Origin of the sequence: Parabacteroides sp. MSK.9.14 (assembly GCF_019041495.1) — a bacterium.
Classification (GTDB): domain Bacteria; phylum Bacteroidota; class Bacteroidia; order Bacteroidales; family Tannerellaceae; genus Parabacteroides; species Parabacteroides merdae.
On the sequence record NZ_JAHPXO010000039.1, the window covers coordinates 16,873 to 41,766 of the forward strand.

Below are 24,894 nucleotides of genomic sequence, written 5' to 3' on the forward strand. Positions count from 1 at the left end.
CCCATATCATGAAAAGTTAACACATACAAATCTAACAAATAAATTCCGATTATGGTTCCACCGTCATGAAAAAGAAACACACGGATATAATAAAAAAATGCATGGCCATAAAATGAAAATTCCATAACCACGCATTTTTTATTGCACTTAAAAGCAAGCCTGTTTCTTATTCAAACATCTTATCAATGCCACCCACATCTGCCGGTGCCTGTTTTCGTTCCTCTTCGGTGGCCATTTTACAAGGATTCTGATACTGTTCGGGAATGTCGAAATCCTCTTCCTGCGAATAGCCCAACGTTTTGTCGGCATAAACTTTCTGCATGTAAAGTCCATAGATTGGCAGAGCCATACTAGCTCCCTGTCCTTCCGACATCCGGTCGAAATGGATAGAACGATCTTCACCGCCGACCCAGACACCGGATACCAAGCTCGGCGTAAAACCCATAAACCAACCGTCGGAGTTATTCTGCGTCGTACCGGTCTTTCCTCCCATCGGCGCTTTGATGCCATAACGGGCACGAATACGACCACCAGTACCACCGTCTATCACATTTTTCAACATGTGGAGCATCTTATAAGAAGCATCTTCCGTCAATACTTCACTCATCTGCGAATTGAAATTCGCAATCGTATTGCCGTAAGGATCCTCTATTCGGGTCACATACAAAGGTTCGACTCGTATGCCTTTGTTGGCAAAAGTCGTATAACCGCTTACCATCTCACCAACCGAGACATCTGGAGTCCCCAAACAAATCGAAACTACTGGATCCATTTCGTTCTTTAATCCGAACGAATGCAGCAGACGAACAAACGTATAGGGAGACAATTGGCTCATCAACCAAGCCGTCACCCAGTTGTCGGAATTCTGCAATCCCCACTGTACAGAAACCATCTCACCGATCCGTTTCTTATTCGAGTTACGGGGTTCCCAAAGCCGTCCGTTCTCATCGGTCAGGCGTTGTTGCACGTGCAACATCTCGTCACACGGACTGATACCTTCAATCATTGCAAGGGAATAGAGGTAAGGTTTAATAGTGGAACCGATCTGACGACGGCCTCCATTCACCATATCATACTGGAAATCATTATAATCGATACCACCCACATAGGCTTTCACATGACCGGTGCGCGGATCCATCGACATGAAGCCGGTACGCAGGAAACTCTTATGATAGCGGATCGAATCCAACGGAGACATCGTCGTGTCTATAGCACCTCCCCAACTGAACACACGCATCTCGACCGGTTCGTTAAAGGCAGCCTTTATCTCTTTCTCACTCGCTCCCGCCTTCTTCATGGCACGGTACCGATCTGTCTGGTGCATAGCATGCATAAAGATCGTATCAACCTCGCCTTGACGTAAATCACGGGAGAACGGAGCATAACTTTTTCCTCTCTTCTCTTTAAAAAATGCAGGTTGAAGATAACCTCCGATATGCTCACGGACGGCATCCTCAGCATATTTCTGCATACGGGAATCAATGGTCGTATATATTTTTAAACCATCCGTATACAAATTATAGAATTCTCCATCAGCCTTTTTGTTCTTGTTACACCAACCGTATGCAGGATTCGTTTCCCAGGCAACCGAGTCTTCCTTGAACTGCTGCATCTGCCATCCCCGATAGTTTTTACGCTCAGGTTTCTTCGCCGTCAAAAATAAGCGCAGATATTCGCGGAAATAAGGAGCCAACCCTTCCTTATGATCCATACGGCTAAAATGAAGTGTGAGCGGCAAAGCCTTCAGCGAGTCACATTCCGCCTGCGTTATATAGCCGGCTTTCTGCATTTGTTCCAAAACCGTATTACGTCGTCCGCGTGTCCGCTCGTTATGGCGCCTGGGATTAAAATAAGAGGGATTCTTACACATTCCGACAAGTGTCGCCGCTTCCTCGATCTTCAACGTCTTGGGCGTCTTTCCGAAATAAACACGGGCAGCAGACTGGATTCCCACGGCATTATAAAGAAAGTCAAACTTATTCAGGTACATATTAATGATCTCTTCCTTCGTATAATAACGTTCAAGCTGGACGGCAATCACCCACTCGATCGGTTTCTGGAACAAACGTTCCATCACATTGTCAACACTTGGAGAAAACAATTGCTTTGCCAATTGTTGCGTAATGGTACTACCACCACCACCACTTTTCTGCATCAAAATGCCTCTCTTAACAACTGCACGAAACAGTCCCTGCGCATCGATACCGCTATGTTCGGCAAAACGGACATCTTCCGTTGCGATCAACGCCTTCACCAAATCGGGAGATAGATCGTTATAATTGACCATGATACGGTTATCCTGGCTATGCGCATAGATACCGAGTGTTTTCCCATCAGCAGACACGACCTGTGAAGCATATTTATCAATCGGGTTTTCAAGCTGTTCGACCGGTGGCATATAGCCTATCGAGCCTTTGGCTATTGCTGAAAACAATAAAACTACAGCACCTACCGCTATCGCAAACAGCAGCCAGAACGAAATTATAATACCTTTTGTTACCTTTGAAACCACTTTTCTCTATTTTTCTTGTTTTGGGCACAAAGGTAATAATTTATTAAGACACTCCCTCACCACAGCATCAAGCAATTTATGTTAAACCAAATACTTCGCCAACAAATAGCCACCACCTAACAACCAGATATACAATACTGCCGCCAAGATGAAAGGTTTCGCTCCGGCTTTCTTAAACTTCTCGATACTAGTTTCCGTACCCAATGCCGTCATGGCCATCGTCAACATAAATGTATCTATATTATTGATCCCGTCCACAACTGCATGAGGCAACAGATCAAAAGAATTAAAACCAATCGCAGCCAGGAAACCGAAAGCAAACCACGGGATTGTGATCTTACCCCGTTTTGCTGTAACGGCTGCTGTTTCCTTTACGCTATCAGATACGGCTTTCACGGCGGTACGCGCCAAAGCAAAACTCATCATCACCAAGACGGGAGCCAGCATCATAACGCGAATCATTTTCACAATAATAGCCGTATCCGAAATTTCCTTTCCCATAACATTACTTGCACCTACGACATGCGCCACCTCGTGCAAGGTCGATCCGGTATAAAGCCCCATTTGTTCAGATGTCAGGTCCAATATGCCTGCACGGTACATGGCCGGATAGATAAACATCGACAAAGTGCCGAAAATAACGACTGTCGAAACGGCCACCGCTGTTTTATGCGGCTCGCTTTTCACGACCGGCTCGGCTCCCAATACGGCAGCAGCCCCACAGATCGCGCTACCGGTGGATGTCAGCAAAGCGAGATCTTTATCCATTTTCAGCAAACGCCCGACAAATAAACCTATGAATATGGTAACCGCCACTATAATCGCATCGATCAGGATGGCCGGAAGCCCGATCTCGACCACGCTCTGAAATGTCAGCCTGAAACCATACAACACAATACCGGCACGCAGTACCTGCTTCGTACAAAACAAAATACCGGGCACCCATGTCTCAGGCAGATGATTGCGCAAACTGTTCGCATATACCATTCCCAACAGAATACCGACGATCAGAGGACTAAAGGATAGATTTTTGACAAAGGGAAACTCTGCTATGTAAAAAGCAGAACAAGAGAAAAGGGCGATCAACAGAATGCCATGAAGTACGTTACTCCTTTTTTCGCTAAACATATTCAATCAAGTTTAAAATCCATTATTTTTTAAAAACGTGGCAAAAGTAAGGCTTTTTTCCTCTATCCTTTCCTAATATATTTTTATAGAGTATAACATCAGGTTATCGCCAGTTTTGGCAGGCATATCGGATGAAGCTCTCTTCCACTCCCCCGTTCTGTCCCTGCGGCTCGGCAAAGGCAAACATCCGTTCGGCGCGGAACCCCTCCACTTCGATCACCTTCAGCCTGCCGGACATCAATTCGCGGGTCACGGCACGGATAGAAACAATTCCCAACACCTCGGAGTTCTCCAAAAACAACTTAATACTTTCCGTACTCCCCATCTGCAACACCACATTCAGTTGCGAAAGTTTCACCTGATGTTCCGCCAGGGCAGCTTCCACCACATCCAGCGTTCCCGAACCGTTTTCGCGCAGGACAAGAGGCAGCGTACGGAGCTGTTTGAGCGAAATCTCGTCATAGGCCGCCAATGAACTGCCCGTATGCGCCACGACGACCAGTTCGTCTCTCATAAAAGGGGTATAGTGAAGCGTGCTCTGGTGCGCCGTTCCTTCGACCAGGCCGAGGGTGATCTTTCCCTCCCGCAAGACCTGTTCGATATCGCGGCTATTCCCGTTCAGCAAAGAGACTTTTATCTCCGGGAACTTCTTGATAAAAGAGGCAAGGACAGGCGGCAGCACATATTGGGAAATCGTCGTACTTGCCCCCAACCGCAGTTCCCCGGCAAAATTATCCGTCAACAGGTTCATCTCGAAATCCATCTGCCGGTATGCAGCCAACAGCTGTTTCGTATGCGACAACAACAATTCACCCGCATGGGTCAGTCCGATATGGCTTCCCACCCGATCGAACAACGGTGTTTTATATTGCACCTCCAATTCATGAATATGCTTGCTGATGGCTGGCTGACTGATAAACAACTCTTTTGAAGCCTTCGTAAAGCTCAAATTCGTGGCTACGCTGTGAAATACTTTCAGACGAAAATCCATAAATATATTACTTTTTACTTTACCAAACTCATTAACGTGTCATAACTGTCAATCTTGCCATACTTAACTTCGGAGAAACTCTGATTTAGAAGACAATCTGCTATTAAGGTCATCTACGACATGTTCATTTATATTTTTTATTAGTTTAGGGCTCCATACTACTCAATCAGGCAAATGTTTCATGACAATTGCAAAGATAATCAAAATATCACTACTACCCCATCAAAATCGGATTTCTATCCCATGTTTTTAGAATAGTATTGCGGGTAATATTTTTTAACACAACAAATATACAGCTTTACCGTAATACATATAGCAAAACGATATTTGTCCAAAATGCACATCTGCATTGTTTAGGCACGAACTCAAATAAAGTCAATTATTATTTCACAAGGATAAATTTTACAATATCCCCTGTTTTTCTATTTCAATCGAAAAGCTGAACGCTTTCAGATTGACCTTTACACACCAAAACAGCACTTTTCGTGGCATATATGAAAACCGTCCACTTGGAAAATAAAAAAAGCCGGCTGTTTGTCAATCTTTTTACCGAAATTCCCGACATTCCGACAAAGCTAAACTCCCGGAGAATCGGATATCCGGGGAAACAAAAGGGAGAGTCAAGGAATATGGAAAGAAATCCGAGGGTATTTTCAAGGATTCCGGCACCCCGTTTCCGTGACGACCGTCTTCATCGCCGTAAAAACGGACTTCATCGCCCCAGGATGCCGACTTCCCCTTATACAAAGACGGTCGTCATGGCAACGAAGACCGTCTTCGCGGGAAAAAACTGCGCACCTCACGGGAACAGTCTTTTCCTAACCACCTTTTAAACAGAAAACAGACCTCTGCAAACCGTTTATTTTAACTCAGATTTTGCAATTTCAGATCGTTTTTGACAATAAGGGGGCTCGCCATGCGATCCTAATCTTACTTTGTCTATCTTTTTTTAAACCACGACCCAATCTTCAAATGGCAAAACGGAATGAGTACTAAACGGATTATTCAAAAAAGGCAACAGATCACCTTCGTCATCTCCGGCTTTTTCATACTTTTGTATATTATAATTCTTGACAGAAGCATACATAAGATAAATATGAAAAGGAAAAAGAAAATACTGACGATCATCGTTCTGGCGACTATAACCCTGATATTCATACTCCCGGCTATCGGGTTCAGCATTCTGAACTGGGGAGTATTGCCGCCAGAGAAACTGACGCCACTGGTTATCGAGCAGGCAAATAAGTTCATCGATGCACATTTGGATTGCGAACGGGTGGAACTGACCTATTTCGAAACCTATCCTTATTTAGGCGTGAAGCTGACGAACGGCCACCTGATCTCGCACGCAGCCGAAGATTCGACCGCCCATGAAGAAGAACTGGCAATTCCTTCCGATTCGCTGCTTGCTTTCAACCGGGCAACCCTGTCTTTGCAACCACTCGATTACCTTTTTGGTAGTAAGATCACCATCAAAGACTTTTCCATCGAGAACCCGCGTTTCTATGGATTCGTCAATAAAAACGGACGTGCGAACTGGGATATTTACGAAAGTGAGACGGATTCGACAGAGACCGATGCAGGCAAAAAGCCCCTGCCGCCTATCGACCTGCAAAAGGTACGCATCTACGGAGGACATTTCACGTATGACGACCGCCAAGCTGACCTTTTTACCGAAATGCAGGGCTTCTTCGTACGCCTTGACGGTTCATTGGCTGGAGGAGCCAATACACTCGATTTGGAAATGGGCTGTTCATCCCTTTTATTCAGTAACCCAACTTATACATTGAAAAACGACTTGTCACTTCGTCTCAAAAGCAGGTTAGTGCTCGCCGAACACTACAACTCGATTACCTTGAAAGATGCGGAATTGAAGGTGAACAATCTGCCTTTCACCGCCGATGGCACTATACGCCACTTTCCGGAAAACCGACACACCCGTATCGATATGGATATGGGATTGAAAATCTCGGATATGAACGATCTGCTGAAATTCATTCCCGATGCCTATTTCCAGAATCGCGATAAGATACAAGCGGAAGGTTCAATCCTTATGGAAGGAAGCATTCACGGTTTCTTAGGGGACAGTATCGTACCAAATGCGAACCTGTGTTGCAAAATAGAAAACGGCTCCTATCATATAAAGGACATCAAACAAGGTATCGACACACTGGAAATGGACCTAGATATCCATCTGAACGGACCTTTTCCGGATTCTTCTTTCGTCTCGCTCGAACAACTCACGATGAAAGGGCTCAACACTTCATTGGATATGCAGGCCAAAGTAACCAACCTGTTCAAAAATCCGGCCGTCCGGGCCGGAATGAAAGGTAAAGTGGACTTCACCCGGTTGGGACAGGAATTCCTTAATCCGGACACGCTGTTAGTGGAAGGTGTAATGGATGCAGACCTATCGACCACTTTTACCGTGAATGACCTTGTCGAAAGCCGGTTCGGGAAGATACACAGTTCAGGAAAACTCAATATTGACAAGCTAAAAGCGTTCAGCCAGTCACTCGGCATGGATATTTTCATTTCCGATGCCTATCTGACAATCGACACGACACACCAGAAAAGTCTTTACATCGAATCACAAAACCTGATGCGGATGACGATGGGAATAGATAGCCTGAATATCAAATATAAAGATGAAATCAGCACGAACATAAGTAAATTGGAAATGCTTGCTCAAACATCGCCTGTTATTGATACAACAGCCGTCATACCGATGACCGGGCAATTGGCCTTCAACCATCTGAGAACCCGAACGGCCGATTCCGTCTGGATCGTGGCCGGACGTTCCGAACTGAAAGGTGGTATCAAACCGTCCACTTCCGACAAACTAACCCCGACTGCAGCCGCTGTCATTTCGATCGACACGCTGAAATACATCAGTATGCCTTTACGGACAGGACTCTCCCTAACGGGAAGCTCGTTTACGATCGAGGCCCTTCCCTATCGTGATGCACAACGCCTACAGATGGCAAACCGGCAACGCCGCACACTGACCGACGAACAACGTGTACATCTGACAGAAAAGAGAAAGAAGATGGCCGGGAAAACTGCCGTCGGCGACAGTAGCAAAACAGAAGGTCAATTCCTGCGCAAATGGGAAGCACGGGGCAGCATCTCTTTCAAACAAATGCGCGGTTTCAGCCGCATGTTCCCACTCCCGATATGGATGGAGCCGACGACGATGAGGTTCAACACAAACGACATCACACTGACAGATGCCCGCCTGCATCTCGGCAAAAGCAATTTCACCCTTAACGGCGAGATCAGCCAGATCCGGAAAGCGATGCTCCGCGGAGGAAAGTTGAAAGGAAATTTCAATCTAAATTCGGATTATATCGATTGCAATCAGTTGATGCAGGCAGCCAACAACGGTATGCAATATGGGGAAAACACGGACCTGCTAATGCTCAGTGATGAAAATATCGCACAACTCAATACCGAATCGCTGCAAGATAGTATCGCACAAACAGAAACCGACACGACCAGCCAATTATTTGTTCTTCCAGCCTTTCTCGACATGGCTCTCCATACGAATGCAAAACGTATCGATTTCAAGGATCTGGAATTAGAGAACGTGGTCGGCGAGATTGTCCTGCGCGATCAGAGTATCAACTTGAGCAAGCTCAATATACAATCCAATATGGGGAATGGGAACCTGACAATGGTCTACCGGGCTAAGAACGGACAGGAGGCAACCGCCGGTTTAGACCTCGATATGGAAGATGTGAAGGTGGAGAAGTTGATCGCCCTCTTCCCTTCCATCGACACATTAGTCCCGATGCTCCGTTCGTTCGAAGGTGTTTTGGATTGTCAGGTCACGGCTACTTGCAAGATGGATTCGACCATGTCTCTCATTATGCCGTCCATTAACTCGTCTTGCTATCTACACGGGAACAATATGGTACTGCTCGATGGAGAAACATTTACCGAAATATCCAAGACACTGATGTTCAAAAACAAGAAACGGAATATGATAGACAGTATTTCAGTAGACCTTGCCATCAAAGACAATAAGATCGAAGTCTTCCCATTCTTGGTGGAAATGGACCGTTACAAAGTGGCTGTCGGCGGAACGCATAATTTGGACATGACATTCAATTACCATCTATCGGTACTCAAATCGCCCGTTCCTTTCAAATTAGGAATCGACATCACCGGCAACCTGGATAATTTCAAATATAAGATCACGAAATGTAAATACAAGGATATATTCAAGCCGGCCAAGCAAGCGGAATTGGACAGCACACGCAAGAATATCCGGAAAGATATCCGCGACGCAGTACGCAAACAGATCGAGGAAGCTGCGCCGGAATTAGGAAAAGACTTAGCTTTGGTAAAGGCTGCGGATGTATGGGAACCTTAACGGTTCCCATACATCCGCTCGTAATATTTCATATAATCTCCTCCCGTGATGTCTTCCACCCACTTCTGGTTGTCCAGATACCAACGGATCGTCTTGACAATTCCGGTTTCGAAAGAAGTTTCAGGTGTCCAGCCCAATTCGTTTGTAATCTTTGTCGGATCAATAGCATAACGCTGGTCATGGCCCAAACGGTCTTTTACAAAAGTAATCAGGCTGTCGTTGATCCAGTCGATGGAAATCTGCCCGTCCGCACCGATCTCTTTTTTCTTCAGAATCCGGCGGTATTCGGGTTGTTCCGTCATCAATCGGCGAATGGTACTGATTGTCAACTTCACGATCTCGATATTCTGCTTCTCGTTATGGCCTCCTACGTTATAGACCTCCCCTGCCCGTCCCTTATGGATCACCAAGTCGATAGCCTTGCAGTGGTCTTCCACGTACAGCCAGTCGCGTACATTTGTCCCGTCACCATAAACAGGAAGCGATTTACCTTCGAGAATGTTTTTAATAATCAGAGGTATCAGCTTTTCCGGGAAATGGTACGGACCATAATTGTTGGAACAACGGGTGATGCTGACCGGCATCTTATAAGTTTCGGAGTAAGCTTGTACAAACAGGTCGGCACTCGTCTTGGATACACTGTACGGACTACGTGGGTCCAATGGAGTCGTTTCATGGAAATAGCCTTCGGCCCCCAGGCTACCATACACCTCATCGGTAGACACTTGGTGGAAACGGACACCCTCACGCCATTCAGGATAACCGGTAGCCGCTTTGCCCGTCACCCACGCTTTACGAGCAGAATCGAGCAGATTTTGAGTACCTAATATATTCGTGACCAGAAAAAGCTGCGGATTCTCGATACTGCGGTCCACATGGCTTTCCGCCGCAAAATTAACGACATAATCGAACTGGTATTTGGCAAAGAGCTCGTCCGTCAACGCACGATCGCAGATATTACCTTTCACAAACTCGCAACGCTCCCCGTCGATGTCTTCGGCAATCGTTCCGAGATTACCGGCGTAGGTCAGCAGATCCAAAACCACAATCTTTATTTCGGGATACTTCGCCAACATGTATTTAATGAAATTAGCGCCTATAAAACCAGCCGCTCCGGTAATCAAGTAAGTTTTCATATCTATATTTTTAATTCATAATTCAAAACTCAAAATTTATCTCAGCGTCTTGCAGTAAAGCAGCATTCCTATCTTTATCCGACAAATTGAGGATAGCCGGTTCCGTGATCTTCCAGTCCACCCCGACCGTCGGATCGTCAAAACGCAATCCGCGCTCATGTGTAGGTGCATAAGGGTTATCGACTTTATAAGTAAAAACCGCTTCCTCGCTCATGACATGAAAACCGTGGGCGAATCCCTGTGGGATAAAAAATTGACGTTTATTCTCATCGGACAACTCGACTGCTACATATTTCCCGAATGTCGGAGAACCTTTACGCAAATCGACGGCCACATCCAAAACACATCCTTTTATCACGCGTACCAACTTGGACTGCGAGTAAGGAGCCAACTGGTAATGCAATCCTCTCAACACGCCTTTTGATGAACAAGACTCGTTATCCTGCACAAATTCCACTTTGCCGATATGTTCTTCAAACTCCGCCTTCTTCCAAGCCTCCATAAAGTAACCGCGTGCATCTTTAAACACTTTCGGTTCAATGATCCACACACCGGGGATTTCAGTTTCAATATATGTCATTATCTTATTGTTTATGCTAATAGATGACAAAGTAACCTCTTTTTCCTTACTTCTCCAAACCTCCCCGAAAACAAAAAGAGAGAAAAAGATTTGCATATTCCAAATATATTATCTTTCTTTGCACTCGCAAAACCGGAATGTTTACAAAAACATATTGGTTCCTTGGATGAGTGGCTTAGTCAGCGGTCTGCAAAACCGTGTACGGCGGTTCGAATCCGCCAGGAACCTCTTATAATTGAAAATTATTTTTCACGACTTTATTTCGGTTCCTTGGATGAGTGGCTTAGTCAGTGGTCTGCAAAACCATGTACGGCGGTTCGAATCCGCCAGGAACCTCAAAAAAACCCTCTTAGCAAGTTTTTGTTAAGGGGATTTTTTATTTTTGTCCCGTAATCGGGTATTAAAAGAATAAGATTATGCATTACAAAATCACGACGCTCGTGGAGAATGCCGTCTACGGGCGGAACTTACAAGCGGAACACGGGCTTTCATTGCTTATTGAAAACAACGGGTATAAAATATTATTCGATACGGGACAATCGGATCTGTTTATCCACAATGCGACACTTTCGGATATCGAGATTGCGGAAGTGAATTTCCTTATCCTGTCACATGGACATAGCGATCATACAGGAGGATTGCGGCATTTCCTTTCCGTCAATAAAAAAGCTTCGGTTATCTGTAAACAGGAAGCCCTTTATCGAAAGTTTAAAGATAAACGGGAGAACGGAGTCATTGACTCCAACCTGTTGGATTTATCCCGATTCCGTTTTATCACCGGGCAGACGGAACTTATTCCCGGATTGTTCCTATTCCCGGACCTTCCGGTTATAAATCCTGAAGATACTCACTTCGAACGATTCTTCACCCAAACGCCCGAAGGAGTTGTTCCCGATATTTTCAATGACGAACTGGCGGTCGCATTGATAGCAGAAAACACATATTCCGTATTGAGTGCCTGTTCCCACCGGGGAATCACCAATATTCTCCGGACTATCGGCAACTGTTTTCCAGGATATACATTCAAACTCCTGGCCGGAGGTTTTCATATCCACAATGCCCAGGACGAGAAATTCAGTATCATAGCGGACTACCTGAAAAACAATCTGCCGGAACAGATCGGGATTTGTCATTGTACGGGTATAGACAAATACGCGTTATCCCGGCAGACATTCGGAAACCGTGTGTTTTACAACTACACGGGAAATACGTTTTATTTATAAATCTTGGCAGCCCAACCACCGCCAGGAGCCATCTTCACCTTTACCTTGCGATCGGCAGGAACTGGTATGACTTCCTTTTTATAATCACAGGCGGCACGATCGGCATTGATGCCATCTTTGAACAATTCCAGTTTATAATTACCATCACCCAAGAAAGACAGGTCAAGTTCCACCTCACGGGCATCCCAATTCGTCAAAGCGCCCACATACCAATCATTACCGTGAAGGCGGGCAATAGCAACAAATTCACCCACTTTACCATCCAGAGCAACCGTCTTTTCCCATACGGTCGGGATATTGGCGATAAATTCCGTACATTCGGGTTCCCGGTTATAGTTGGAAGGATTATCACACAACATGTTCAGCGGAGATTCGAAAATCACATAAGTAGCCAACTGATGGCAACGCGTTCCCTGACTCATCGGTTCGGTATAGATCGGAGCATAATTTTTACGGATCGCATTGCGCATGGCGCCCTGTGTATAATCCATCGGACCGGCAACCATACGGACAAAAGGAATCGTCACGTCGTAAAGCGGCATATCGTAGGTACTGGCTACCCATTTCATATTTTCCAAACCATGAACGCCTTCATAGTTGATCACGTTCGGATAAGTACGTTGCAAACCTGTCGGTTTACAGATACCATGATAATCGACCATCATCTTATATTTCGCACAAGTTTCGGCTCCTCTGTAGAGGAAGTCGACGATCTCCTGGTCGTCGCGATCCATAAAGTCTACCTTGAATCCTTTCACACCCATATTGGAATAATGCTTCACCACCTTTTCCATATCCCGGTCGAATGCATGGTAGCCCGCCCAGAGGATGATTCCGACATTCTTGGATTTGCCATAATTCACCAGTTCCGGAATATCGATTTCTGGAATAACCTGCATCAGGTCCGCAGCCATATTGACAGACCAGCCTTCATCGAGAATCACATATTCGATGCCATGTTCGGCAGCGAAGTCGATATAATATTTATAGGTTTCAGTGTTGATACCGGCACGGAAATCCACATCGTAAATGTTCCAGTCATTCCACCAATCCCATGCCACCTTACCCGGTTTCACCCAGGAAACATCCTGCAAACGGCAGGGAGAAGCCAGACGATACACCATATCGCAATCGGCCAGCTGCTTGTCATTCTCAGAGACGATAAACACACGCCACGGGAAAGCACGCGTGCCGCTTGTCTTGGCTATGTAATCTTCGCGTTCTTCCACTAACATCTGCAAATTATTGTGACCGCCTTGCTTTTTCACTTTCGGATAAGAGGCGAATATCGGCTTCAACACCGGCTTGTCGGTCGAGTTATTCAGGAACATTCCGGGATAATCTTCCAGGTCAGCCTCGGTGATACAGAGTTTCTTGCCACCGTCCAGTTCCACCAGGAGCGGAAGGATCATCAGGCGCTTGCTGTTCAGCTTCGTGATCGGTTCATGTACATACGGCTGCTCGAAAGAATTCATGAACTGTTCCTCAAATGTAGCCTTTTTACTGTTCACGTAAGGCGCAAAAGCCATATGGTCGGAAGAGAAAGTATAATCGGCTTCTTCATCCACGACGACGATATCATTCTTCATCTTCGTCGTGAAACGATAGGCCAGACCGTCATTATACATACGGAAAACAAGGCCGTAGTTACCCCGGAACGAGAGTGTCATTTCATTATAGATATCCTGTACTTCCGTCTTTTTATAGAAAGGAGAAGGGATCACTTTATCGACTGCGGCTTTCAGCACTTTCGAGACTTTGGGGCCGGCCCCTAAGACAACTCCGTTTTGCAACGTCATGGAGATGGGAGATGCGGCAAGAACTTCAGTCCCGTCGTGTGTAAATGAGAAACGAATATCGTCACCTACCGTAACGACTGCTTGCAGTTTTTTGTCCGGCGATTGCAACTGATAGCTTTTCTGTGCCGTCAGTGACATGCTCCCCATCAAGAAGAACACAATAAGAGCTTTTAATTTCATGGTTTTCAAATTTAATTAACTGGCGACAAATATACAGGATTAATCAGGAAATGCTTTTGCAAAATTGTCTTATCTTTGTAGATATTGTATCATAATACGGTTATTAAGGAGATAATACCCATGAAAAAGCTTATTTGTTTATTGTTTTGTTGCCTGCTTTTCCTTCCGGCTGCCGCCCAATGGAAATGGCACAACCCGATGGAAGCCGGTTTTCCGGTTATCCAAAATCAAGGATTCACAAAAGAGATCGGAAATTCTTACACACGCCTGCCCGAACGTGCAAAAGGCGTGGTGAGCGAACCGGTATGGAACCTGTCGCGGCATTCGGCAGGACTCGCCATTCATTTCTACAGTAATGCCCCGCAGATCAAAGTGCGCTACACCGTTACCGGTAGCCTGAATATGCCTCATATGCCTTCGACCGGAGTGTCGGGAGTCGACCTTTACAGCATTAACAGCGACGGGGAATGGCATTTTTGTTTCGGCAACTATTCTTTCAAGGACACGATCACCTATACATATAATAATATAGGCAAAGACCGCTACCACAAACAAGGTTTCGAATACCGGCTTTATCTGCCTTTATACAACGGAGTGAAATGGCTGGAGATCGGTATACCCGAAGATGCGAAACTGGAATTCATCCCGGTTTCTCTCGAAAAGCCGATTATCCTGTACGGAACTTCGATCGCACAAGGGGCCTGCGCCTCCCGCCCGGCAATGGCATGGGGAACGATCCTCCAACGTTCGCTGGATTACCCGCTCATAAACCTCGGCTTTTCCGGCAATGGCAAACTGGCGAAAGAAGTGCTGCAATTCATCGGCGAAACAGATGCCCGGCTGTACATACTGGATTGCATGCCGAACTTGCCCAATCAGAAGGAAGAAGATATTACGGCTTTGGCCATCGCCGCCGTCAAGCAACTTCGGGAAAAACATTCGGCTCCCATCTTGCTGATCGAACACGGAGGCTATAGCAATATGTATATGGATTCAATAAAATACAACGAAGTCACCCAGGTTAACCGTGCTTCCCGTAAAGCATACGAGCAGATTCAGTCCGAAGGAATTAAAGATGTATATTATTTGTCCCGCGAAGACCTGAACATACCGTCCGATGGTTGGGTTGACTATGTGCACCCGTCCGACTTCGGAATGAAGCAACAGGCGGTTGTCGTAGAAAGAAAGGTACGGGAAATCCTGCATATTCCCCTTGGCTCCCTGACAACAACCATCCCCGTCACCCAACGCCGGGAACCGCATATGTACGAATGGCTCTCCCGTCACCGCGCTTTCCTGGAGCAGGTACGCAACCATCCGCCTAAAGCTGTAATCTTAGGCAATTCGATCACCCACTATTGGGGTGGCGAACCGGAACACCGTAACAAAAATGGACGGGAGACCTGGGAAAAAGTCATGCGTCCTGCCGGTTTCCAGAACTTGGGCTGCGGATGGGACCGTATCGAAAACGTGCTTTGGCGTATATACCATGGCGAACTGGATGGCTATAAGGCCGGAAAAGTCGTCTTGATGATCGGCACGAACAATTGCGGCCTGAACAACGACAAAGAGATCGTCGAAGGTCTCCGCTTCCTCCTTTCCGCCATCCGTCAACGGCAACCGGAAGCCTCCGTCAAAGTGATCGGCATCCTTCCCCGCCGCAATCAGGAACAATGGGTAAGGAACATCAACTTCGATATTAAAGAGATGGTGGAAACGGAAGGTTACGAATTTGCCAATCCGGGAACAGCCCTATTGCTGCAAGACGGCAAAATAAACGAAAGCCTGTTTATCGGTGACGGTCTCCATCCAAACGACAAAGGATATGAATTGATTGCCGGAGAGATCGCATCCTCCAACAAAAGTTATTGAAAAATAATCCTTCATTCCTTTATCTGTATACCGGAATATTTCGCATTCAGGGTATTACGGATGAAGGAAATGACATAATTCATTTTTCTGCCAGCAACTTTTAAGACCAAACAACCCAAGTCTTAACACAAAACAAACTGCTTCTTTTTCTTCCGCCAAATGTCAGACACTTGTTCGACATTTGTAAAACGCTTGTTAGACTATTGAGAAACAAGCGTTTTACAACTGTGGGACAAGAACGATCATATTACTTACGAAATAAAAGACTATGAGACAAGGCGGTAGAAACGTGTAATCCGTCGTAGGCCAGATGGACATGAGGCGGCAACTCCTTCTCTACCTCCGCATGCAGACCAATGCGATGACTCATGTGGATCAGATAGGTTTCCTTCGGTTTTATCCTTTCGATATTAGCAAGGGCTTCTTCCAGCGATTCATGCGTAGGGTGGGCTCCCCGGCGGAGAGCTGTCAGAATCAGCACATCCAGGCCTTCCAGTTTGGCATACTCTTCTTCCGGAAGATATTTTACATCTGTCAAGTAAGCCATATTACCGATACGATAGCCGAAGATCGGCAGTTTCCCGTGCATCACCCGGACCGGCGTAACCGGGATTCCGGCAACCACAAAAGGCTCGTTTCCGATCCGGTGAAGTTCCAGGTTCGGAACTCCGGGATATTTATGGGCACGGAACACATAAGGGATACGTGTCTCGATAGCTTCCGCCACATTATCTTCCGCATATACATCCACTCCCTTTTCACGGCAAAAAGGGCGTAGGTCGTCCAATCCGCCGACATGATCGTAATGTTCATGCGAAATCAGGACCGCATCCAAACGATACGTCTTGTTGCGGATCACCTGCCAACGGAAATCCGGGCCACAATCCAACAAAATCCGTTTACCATCCGTCTCCACCAGTACGGACGTACGCAGACGCCAATCCCGTTTATCCGAACTGGTACACACCTCACACTGACAACCTATTTCGGGAACTCCGGTAGAAGTCCCCGTCCCTAAAAACGTTATTTCCATTTATCCTACATATTTTACCTCAGGCATAATCTCGATACCGAACCGGTCATGAACAGCCGTACGAATACTTTCGGCAACCAGTGCGATCTCGTGTCCTTTGGCTTCACCCAAATTGACCAATACCAATGCCTGCTTTTCATATACGCCGACCGCACCATGCGACTTGCCTTTAAAACCGCACTGCTCGATCAACCAGCCTGCCGGGACCTTCACCTTCCCCTCTCCTGCCGGATAGGACGGCATGTCCGGATATTGCCTCTTCAACTTTTCGTAATGGACAACCGGAATAACCGGGTTCATAAAGAAACTTCCGGCATTTCCCAACTCATCGGGATCAGGCAATTTTTGATGACGGATCGAGATCACGGCATCCCGCACAGCTTGCAACGTTATCTTTGGATATTTAGCCAGTTCCTCTTTCAAATTGCCGTAATTGACAGAAAACCGAGGCTTTTTGCTCAAACGTATATTTACATAAGTAACAATGTGCGGGTCGTTATGCTCATTCTTGAAGAAACTATCCCGATAACTATAAAGACATTCTTCATTTGTAAACATACGTTTCTCGAACGAAAGCTGGTTATATGTCTCCACCGTCTCGACCACATCCTTGATTTCCGTACCGTATGCCCCGATATTCTGGACAGCGGCTGCTCCGACTTCGCCCGGAATGCCGGACAGATTTTCTATCCCTCCCCAACCTTTGGAGACGGCATAAGCGACTACATCGTCCCACTTCTCGGCAGCTCCAATGCGAAGCAATACCAAATCGTCTGTCTCTTTCGCAACAGAGATACCTTTTATCTGCGAATGCAAGATAACCCCGTTAAAATCATTTATAAACAACAGATTACTGCCACTTCCGATATGCAACGACAAACATTCCTGAAAATATTCGTCCCGGAAGATCCGCCCCAGTTCTTCTTCATTCGTATATTCCATAAACCAACGGGCCTTCACCGGAAGGTGAAAAGTATTATGTTTCTCCAGCGAGTAATTCTCTTCTATTCTCATTTCGCGTATGTTTTATTTTGCAGGACAAAAGTAACGATAAATATCAAATCAATCAGCAGGTATATAAAAAAGCCTTTCAAATATAGCGACCAAAGGTTATTTAACATTTTTTGTTTCGCAAATCGTAACAAATGCATATACGTGTTGTTAAATAAGAAATGAACGCTGATTTCTTTATATGCAAAAGGAGATACAACATATCAATGAAAAGCGTACATTTGCCTTGAATATCATTAATTAAATAAAAACATTCATGAACAAAGCAGAATTGATTGAGGCCTTGGCCCAGAGATCGGGATTACAGAAACAAAAAGCGAAGAAACTATTGGAGGCTTATGTAGACATCGTAACAGAAGCTATGTCCCACAACGAGGAGATCGTATTGATCGGTTTCGGAACATTGATACCACGTCCTCAGACAGAGCGTTTAGCTCGTAACCCCAAAACAGGAACACCGGTTATGATTCCAGCCAGAACGACTGTAAAATTCAAACCGGGTAAATATTTGCTGGATGCAATTAACAAACCCGAAGAAAAGAAGTAAGACTTTTTACCTGACAAAGGGAGGCAATCTGAAAAAGGTTGCCTTCTTTTTTGCGACCTGTCCAAATTATGAGTAATTTCGGCGCCGGAAAAATGACAATTCAATCATGAAAATAGTTAATCTTGGAGAATCAAACTCGGTGTTAAACCGGTTTGTCGCAGAACTGCGCGACGTCAATATACAAAAAGACAGTATGCGCTTCCGTCGTAACATCGAGCGGATCGGTGAAATCATGGCTTACGAGATCAGTAAGGATTTCACCTACAGCAAAAAAGGTATTCAATCTCCTCTCGGGATAGCACCAATGAACACTCCCGACGATTCAGTCGTCATCAGTACGATCCTGCGTGCCGGCCTCCCCTACCATCAGGGTTTCCTCAGTTACCTGGATAATGCGGAAAATGCATTTGTTTCCGCTTACAGGAAATACAAGGACCGTCTGAACTTCGATATTCATATCGAATACATCGCATCTCCCCGATTAACAGACAAGACATTGATTATAACGGATCCGATGCTGGCAACCGGCAGTTCTATGGAACTGGCCTACGAAGCATTGCGCACCAAAGGCCACCCGGCGCATATCCATGTCGCTTCCATCATTGCCAGCAAGCAGGCAATCGAATATCTCCAGCGTAAAATGCCGGACGACATCACGACTATATGGGTCGCGGCTGTCGATGACGAACTAGATGATCATTCTTATATCGTTCCGGGACTGGGAGACGCCGGCGATTTGTCCTATGGTGAAAAAGAATAAGATATGAATCTAACGGGGTAAAGTAAACCAGAAACGGGACCCCTTCCCTATCTCGGACTCTACCCCGATTTTACCGCCAACCTGTTCTATTATGCTCTTACAGATCGAGAGCCCCAAACCTGTCCCCTGCTTGAAACTGTTTCCTTTATAGAAACGGTCGAATACATGTCGCTGCACTTCCGGCGACATACCGTCACCGGTATCCGTCACAGAAAACTCAATCTCATCCCAGCGTATCTCGTAACCAAGCAGGATCGTTCCTTTGCTGGTGTGTTTGATGGCATTATTAATAAAGTTGGATATGATCTGTGTCAGCCTCACCTTATCACAACGCATGATATAGGAAGGCAAGTCCGGAACCACACAGAGCGCGACTTCAGCCGGTACTTTGATACGAATCGAAACGACCAGTTCTTTACATAGCTCCCGCAAGTCGACCTCGACAAGTTTCAATTCGATTATACCAGATTCTATCTTCGCCAGATCCAGCACATCGGAGATCAACTGTAACAACAGTTCATTGTTTTTTTGGATAATCTCGACAAACTGCTTCTTTTCCTCCGGATCGTCCGTATCGACCAACAACGTGGAAAAACCGACAATGGCATTCAGCGGAGTCCGGATCTCATGGCTCATATTGGCAAGGAATGCAGATTTCAAACGGTCGAGTTCTTCGGCTTTCTCACGCTGCTTCTGCGTTTCCTTCAGTTCGGTTATATCATAATTCACACAGATCATTTCAAGTCTGTCCGGATTAGTCGACTGGGTGTTCCGCATTACATTCACACGAGTCCAATGCCAACCTTCTCCATACTTCACCCTTAATTCCCGCCGAATACTATCACACTGTCCTTTTTTTACCTGTTCAAAGAAATTAAACATAACCTTCCGGTCTTCAGGATGGATCTGGCTATAAACACCTATGACTTCCAATAGCGGCACACCTTCTTTTTCTCCTAAATTCTGATACCATTGGTCGATAGCATACCCTTCACGAGTCAACAAATCAAATTTGGCATATCCAACTTTTGCAAAACGGCTGACCAGACTGAAGAAATGTTCAAACTCCTCGATACGGTTATATGCGACCGCCTTATCTGTATTATCAAGATTAATAAACATATAATTAATCAGATCTCCATATATGTCATACAACATGCAGACTTTTGTGAAAATATCGATCGTACCATTCTTCATTGTCGGATAGAACCCTTTGTCCTCAATTGTGTTAAATGAATAATCCATGTGAAAAGAGACTGGCTCCCGACTAATCAGTTTTTCTCGTATTTCATCATTAATCATAGGATTTTCAAAGATATTAAGCCCCAAAACAGACTCTTTGGAAGGAAGGCCGAATATCTCGACATCCATATTATTCAAATCCACCAGATAGCCCTTCTTATCATACAACTCTATTCCGACCGGTATGTTGGTATAAATATTCCGAAGTAACTTTTCACTATGGTCCAAAGCTTCATTGGTACGGGCCATCTTCGTTATTATACTAATGATATTGGAAATAGACGACAACCATTGATAGTCCTCCAAGCTCCACATACGATACTTATCTACTATATCGATTCCCATATACCCCCAAGACTCACCTTTGATTATTAATGGAATTAAAATCAGAGAACAGGTTCGACGCGCTTTCAGGTAGCGCTTCTCCTCAACCGCTTCAGGAGGTAATTCATCCAGATTATTAATTAGGATAGGATATAAATTCCGTATTTTATGTGTAGACCAAGGTAACGTAGCAACCGGAATGTTTTGCAAAAACGGACGGACAGGCTCAACTCCCTCACTACACACCTCATATGTGCAGCCAATCTGCTTCTCATCCTCATATTCCATAATGTATACACGCCCCTTCGTATCGATCGAAAATAGAACCTCCGTAAGAGCCAAATGGATCGATTTATGCAAATCATTTGTCTGGATAAAAGAATGTAAGGCATGGGACAAACTCCCCAAATGCCTGAGAACACTATCAACCTGTCCATTCACGACAGGTCTATTCTCCTCCATTTCACTAAAAGGAATCAACTGTAAAATACCCAATACGGTCAACTTGCCATCGGAAGCCTTTTCACGTTTATAAATTTTTGTACGGACGAACCTATAACCATAGCAAGTCTTTATAGGGAAGATCTGTTCGTATATACCAATACCTTTAAAGAAAGCAAATTCGTTAGCGATACGATCCCGATAGTCTCCACGGATCAACAAAAAGAAATCTACTATGGATATTTTCGGACCATCCAACTCCAAGAGACTAATCAAATAGTCAGAACAGATATAACATCTTTCTTCAAAATCAGCTTTCCACCAGCCAACCTGAGCATTGTCTAATATTAATTGATACTGGTCTACATCCATGAATACGACTTCTTTATTATCCTTCATACAAAAGTCGTTATAATAAACCGAACCAACAAATTTTATTTCCCTTAATATTCAAGGATTTTCCACATACATTAATCATAAAAAATAGCAACATAAGCTAATTTCTGCTTATGCTGCTATTTAACTATAGATAAAAAAACGTTATTTCAACTCTTTAATGCGAATATTACGGAACTTGACAGGAGAGCCATGACCTAAGAAACCGATATGTCCTTTCTTATTGAACAGGCCCGGATGTTCCTTATGATCGGCAGTACCGTTCTTTGTCGCTTCACGGATATTGCCTTCCATGATTACCACCCCGTTGACCGTTACCTTGATGTTATCCCCATTAGCTACAATTTCTTCATAATTCCATTCACCCGCAGGTTTAAACGCACTATGATGTTCCGCCTTAGCCGGGATAATTCCATAAACGGAACCGTGATGCTGCAAAGGAGTAATATCCTTATAAATCGGATGTTCGCAATCCAGAATCTGGATTTCCATACCAACATAAGCGGCATCCCCTTCCATCGGGGTACGGATACCGACACCGTTATTAGCACCCGGCGTCAACTGGAATTCGAAACGGTACACGAAGTTGCCATACTCGTCTTTCGTATACAGGTTTCCACCATAGCTCTTGCTCGGTATCATGGAAATGCAACCGTCTTCCAGGGTATAATCAACCGTGTTACCTGTCCATTCATGCATATTCGTACCGTCAAACAGAACCTTAAAACCTTCCTTCTCTTCTTCGGCTGAAAGTTTGAACGGTTCCTTGCGTTCGAGTTCTTTTACATAAATATTCCGGTAATAAACCTTGCTGCCATGAGCCTGCAATTCAATCTGTTCGACCGGGAAGATCGGGAGCTTGCGATCCCAATAGTTTTCCAGAATCACATCATCCACCACTTTCTCTCCGTTCAGTACGACTGTCACACGGTCACCGACCATCTTGATGTAAAAGCTGTTCCATTCACCCAGCTTATTATCGGCCACTTTCGTCGGCTTGCTCTCGTTCATCTGGTTGTTGTATAATCCACCGGAACCGACTTGCGCTCCTACGTTTACACGCGAAGTATCCCATATCTGCACCTGAGGCGTACCACGCAAGTAAATACCGGCATCCGCTTCAGGACCGGCCGGATCAAGCATCCAGTCCACATACATTTCAAAATCACCGTATTGTTTTTCCGTGCACAGATTGTCACCCTTGCCATTGAATATCAGCATACCGTCTTCCACGCTCCAGCCTTTACGCATGACCTCATCGGCTTTCGCCTGCTCTTTGGCCAACTGTCCCGGTTTCATCTTCGCACGGGCAATCGGATTCTGTACCAAACCTTTCCAGCCGGTCAAATCCTTACCGTTAAACAAAGAAACGAATCCTTCGCCTTGCGGCATCTCGGCCAGATGTTTCTTGATCGCTTCTTTTTGATAGCCGGCATCCGGATTGTCAAGCACCTCCATTACCTTATTCAACAAAGCACGGACATTTGCCCCCATATACTCCTTATTACCCAAAGCAATATTCATGACTGCATTGGCGGCAGCCTGCTGTACAGGTTTCTGATCCAGAAATTCACCGGCATACAGCATACCCAAGAATGTTCCGGTTTTTTCAATCTGTTGTAAAATCGCGATCTTCTGTGCATCCGTTTTGGCAATTTCCATTGCCTTACGCAAGCTTAACAAACGGTTTTCACCTGTAAATGCCGGATTGGAAACCAGTTTCACATAAGTAGTGAGAGCCGGATCAAAATAGTTGGACGACGGGCTTTCCTTACAGATCGTATATAATTCGTCCGCCACTTCAATACCCTTCCAGTTCAACAGGGCTTCGAAGGCTGCATCCCTTTTGACACCCGTATTAGAACGGAAACCTTTCACGACTGTCGCCAGCGCATCCGGTTGTCCGGTAGAAGCCAACACCAGATAATACAAATAATCTTTATTGCCGGCCTGCAACATACGACGTGTCACCGTTTCGACCCGGTCGGCAACCGGAAGAGAGGACAATGCTGAAATAACAGCCCGCTGCATGGGAGGAACAGCCAATGCGTCAGCCGTTTCCAGCATACCGCACATATTGGTTATATCACGTTCTCCCACTACATCCTTCAAAGCCACATAAGCCGCGGCTTTCACTTCTGGAGAGCCTATCTGTATCTGATCAAGTACGGTATTGATATTGGCAGTAGCTTTGCGCATGGCCAACAACTCAAGTCCAGCTATTTTTCCCGCATTAGCAGCAGAAGAGACGGCCTTTGCCACTGCCCCGTCGATATCTCCAGGGAAGGCAGCCAAAGCATCCTGTCCCAACAGGACGACTTGCTTGTCATTGCTCTTCAGCAATTCGGCCAACGAAGGAATATAGGACTTATCGCCTATCTTCACCAATGTCCAGGTTGCAGCCTGCTTCACGTCAAAGTTAACATCACCGAGCTGCTCCAACAGGATCTGCTTGGCAGGAAGATCGAAACGAATTTCCAGATTCTGGATAATGTCATGTTTGACAGGTTTCTTGGCCTCGCGTCCGATCCAGTTCAAGATGTCTATTTTCAGTTCCGGTTTGGCTTTAGGAACCATTTTCATAAGTTCTATATACAACTCTTTATCTGCAAAACCGGAAGCATAGCTCAAAGCCGCATTCCGGTAGTTCTTGCTCGGATCTTTCATGGCAGCAATAACCATCTTAGATACTTTAGCCGGTTCCTCGGCTGCTAAAAGTATTTGCAAGGCAGCTTCCCGTGTCTGCTCCTGTCCGGCTTTAGCCGCTGCTTTCTGCAATTTCTTTGCAGCTTTCATCACCGCATCACGATCACTCTGGACCAATCGCTTCAACAAAGCGATATAAGCTTCGTTGGCACCAGTCACTTCCATCGTGTAACCGGCATTCTCGGCCGCTTTTGCTAACACTGGCAATGAATTAGAACTTCCGACACAACTCAAGGCATACAATACCTCTTTCTGCATATTCGGATCAGACGCTCCCTGCAATACCAACAAAACAGGTTCAGCCCCATCCACCCGGGCATCGGTAATCGCACGGATCACATCCTTTTGTGTTTTAGAAGAACCGGTACGACTCTTCAAAGCAGCAACCAATGCCTGACCTGCTTTTTGACTGCCATTAGAAGCCAGCGCACGAGCGGCAGGACCGCTCAACGACTCATCGTTCAGATAAGAAGCCAGTACATCTATACATTCGTCTTTCCCCAACATCTGAAGTTGGCGGATAATAAACGCTTTTGTTTCACGCTCGTTCACCATTTCCAAAGCCTTCAGATAAGCCTTTGCAGTCACTAACCGGGCATTCTCCTCCCCTTTCGCCATGACATAATGCGTAAGAC

The 24,894-nt window shown here is 45.5% G+C and carries 16 protein-coding genes and 2 tRNA genes; 8 read left to right on the forward strand and 10 right to left on the reverse strand.

Going from position 1 to position 24,894, the window contains the following annotated elements:
* Positions 1–166: 166 nt before the first annotated feature.
* The 3 genes from KTG12_RS17550 to KTG12_RS17560 all read right to left on the reverse strand — a co-directional run bounded on the left by KTG12_RS17550 (position 167) and on the right by KTG12_RS17560 (position 4,631).
* Positions 167–2,512, reverse strand: coding sequence for a transglycosylase domain-containing protein (locus KTG12_RS17550; RefSeq protein WP_046451801.1), 2,346 nt, complete (start codon positions 2,510–2,512; stop codon positions 167–169).
* 81 nt (positions 2,513–2,593) lie between these two features.
* Positions 2,594–3,640 carry a YeiH family protein gene (locus tag KTG12_RS17555; protein ID WP_046451802.1) on the reverse strand — a complete coding sequence of 349 codons (1,047 nt, stop codon included), beginning with the start codon at positions 3,638–3,640 and terminating at the stop codon, positions 2,594–2,596.
* A gap of 103 nt (positions 3,641–3,743) precedes the next feature.
* On the reverse strand, positions 3,744–4,631 hold the full coding sequence (locus KTG12_RS17560; protein ID WP_046451803.1) for a LysR family transcriptional regulator: 888 nt from the start codon (positions 4,629–4,631) through the stop codon (positions 3,744–3,746).
* A 485-nt stretch (positions 4,632–5,116) separates the two neighbouring features.
* Here KTG12_RS17560 and KTG12_RS17565 point away from each other — a divergent pair, with 485 nt between their 5' ends.
* Positions 5,117–5,464 (forward strand): hypothetical protein, encoded by a 348-nt coding sequence (locus tag KTG12_RS17565; RefSeq protein ID WP_138272988.1) that lies wholly within the window; start codon positions 5,117–5,119, stop codon positions 5,462–5,464.
* A gap of 263 nt (positions 5,465–5,727) precedes the next feature.
* The gene (locus KTG12_RS17570; protein WP_155144275.1) at positions 5,728–9,009 is read left to right on the forward strand and encodes an AsmA-like C-terminal region-containing protein; all 3,282 of its coding nucleotides are present in this window, start codon (positions 5,728–5,730) and stop codon (positions 9,007–9,009) included.
* Here the strand turns inward: KTG12_RS17570 and rfbB are convergent.
* Positions 9,006–10,145: a dTDP-glucose 4,6-dehydratase gene (gene rfbB, locus KTG12_RS17575; RefSeq protein WP_022322220.1), complete on the reverse strand. Its 1,140-nt coding sequence runs from the start codon at positions 10,143–10,145 to the stop codon at positions 9,006–9,008. The genes KTG12_RS17570 and rfbB overlap by 4 nt on opposite strands.
* Before the next feature lie 22 nt (positions 10,146–10,167).
* Complete coding sequence (rfbC, locus tag KTG12_RS17580) at positions 10,168–10,725, reverse strand: dTDP-4-dehydrorhamnose 3,5-epimerase (RefSeq protein ID WP_036723469.1); 558 nt, start codon at positions 10,723–10,725, stop codon at positions 10,168–10,170.
* A 156-nt stretch (positions 10,726–10,881) separates the two neighbouring features.
* Between rfbC and KTG12_RS17585 the strand changes: the two genes are divergently transcribed.
* From KTG12_RS17585 to KTG12_RS17595, 3 genes are all read left to right on the forward strand, one after another.
* Positions 10,882–10,953, forward strand: a tRNA-Cys gene (locus KTG12_RS17585).
* 36 nt (positions 10,954–10,989) lie between these two features.
* Positions 10,990–11,061, forward strand: a tRNA-Cys gene (locus tag KTG12_RS17590).
* An 80-nt stretch (positions 11,062–11,141) separates the two neighbouring features.
* Positions 11,142–11,948: an MBL fold metallo-hydrolase gene (locus tag KTG12_RS17595; protein ID WP_022322219.1), complete on the forward strand. Its 807-nt coding sequence runs from the start codon at positions 11,142–11,144 to the stop codon at positions 11,946–11,948.
* Here the strand turns inward: KTG12_RS17595 and KTG12_RS17600 are convergent.
* Entirely contained in the window at positions 11,939–13,927 is a 1,989-nt protein-coding gene (locus KTG12_RS17600) for a glycoside hydrolase family 97 protein (protein WP_022322218.1), read from the reverse strand. The genes KTG12_RS17595 and KTG12_RS17600 overlap by 10 nt on opposite strands.
* Positions 13,928–14,047: 120 nt before the next feature.
* Here KTG12_RS17600 and KTG12_RS17605 point away from each other — a divergent pair, with 120 nt between their 5' ends.
* The gene (locus KTG12_RS17605) at positions 14,048–15,799 is read left to right on the forward strand and encodes an SGNH/GDSL hydrolase family protein (protein WP_122116562.1); all 1,752 of its coding nucleotides are present in this window, start codon (positions 14,048–14,050) and stop codon (positions 15,797–15,799) included.
* A gap of 247 nt (positions 15,800–16,046) precedes the next feature.
* Here the strand turns inward: KTG12_RS17605 and KTG12_RS17610 are convergent, their stop codons facing one another.
* Together KTG12_RS17610 and murB are read right to left on the reverse strand one after the other, a co-directional pair.
* The gene (locus tag KTG12_RS17610) at positions 16,047–16,832 is read right to left on the reverse strand and encodes an MBL fold metallo-hydrolase (protein WP_022322215.1); all 786 of its coding nucleotides are present in this window, start codon (positions 16,830–16,832) and stop codon (positions 16,047–16,049) included.
* Positions 16,833–17,846 (reverse strand): UDP-N-acetylmuramate dehydrogenase, encoded by a 1,014-nt coding sequence (gene murB, locus KTG12_RS17615; protein ID WP_122116561.1) that lies wholly within the window; start codon positions 17,844–17,846, stop codon positions 16,833–16,835.
* Between the two features lie 253 nt (positions 17,847–18,099).
* Here murB and KTG12_RS17620 point away from each other — a divergent pair, with 253 nt between their 5' ends.
* Together KTG12_RS17620 and upp are read left to right on the forward strand one after the other, a co-directional pair.
* Complete coding sequence (locus KTG12_RS17620) at positions 18,100–18,390, forward strand: HU family DNA-binding protein (protein ID WP_005635153.1); 291 nt, start codon at positions 18,100–18,102, stop codon at positions 18,388–18,390.
* A gap of 106 nt (positions 18,391–18,496) precedes the next feature.
* The gene (gene upp, locus KTG12_RS17625) at positions 18,497–19,150 is read left to right on the forward strand and encodes a uracil phosphoribosyltransferase (RefSeq protein WP_005635155.1); all 654 of its coding nucleotides are present in this window, start codon (positions 18,497–18,499) and stop codon (positions 19,148–19,150) included.
* A gap of 9 nt (positions 19,151–19,159) precedes the next feature.
* On the opposite strand, the gene KTG12_RS17630 is transcribed toward upp, so the two are convergent.
* Complete coding sequence (locus tag KTG12_RS17630; RefSeq protein ID WP_227226269.1) at positions 19,160–21,556, reverse strand: PAS domain-containing sensor histidine kinase; 2,397 nt, start codon at positions 21,554–21,556, stop codon at positions 19,160–19,162.
* 141 nt (positions 21,557–21,697) lie between these two features.
* Positions 21,698–24,894, reverse strand: a 3,197-nt coding sequence (locus KTG12_RS17635) for a DUF1080 domain-containing protein (protein ID WP_216945493.1), incomplete at its 5' end; no start/stop codon positions are given.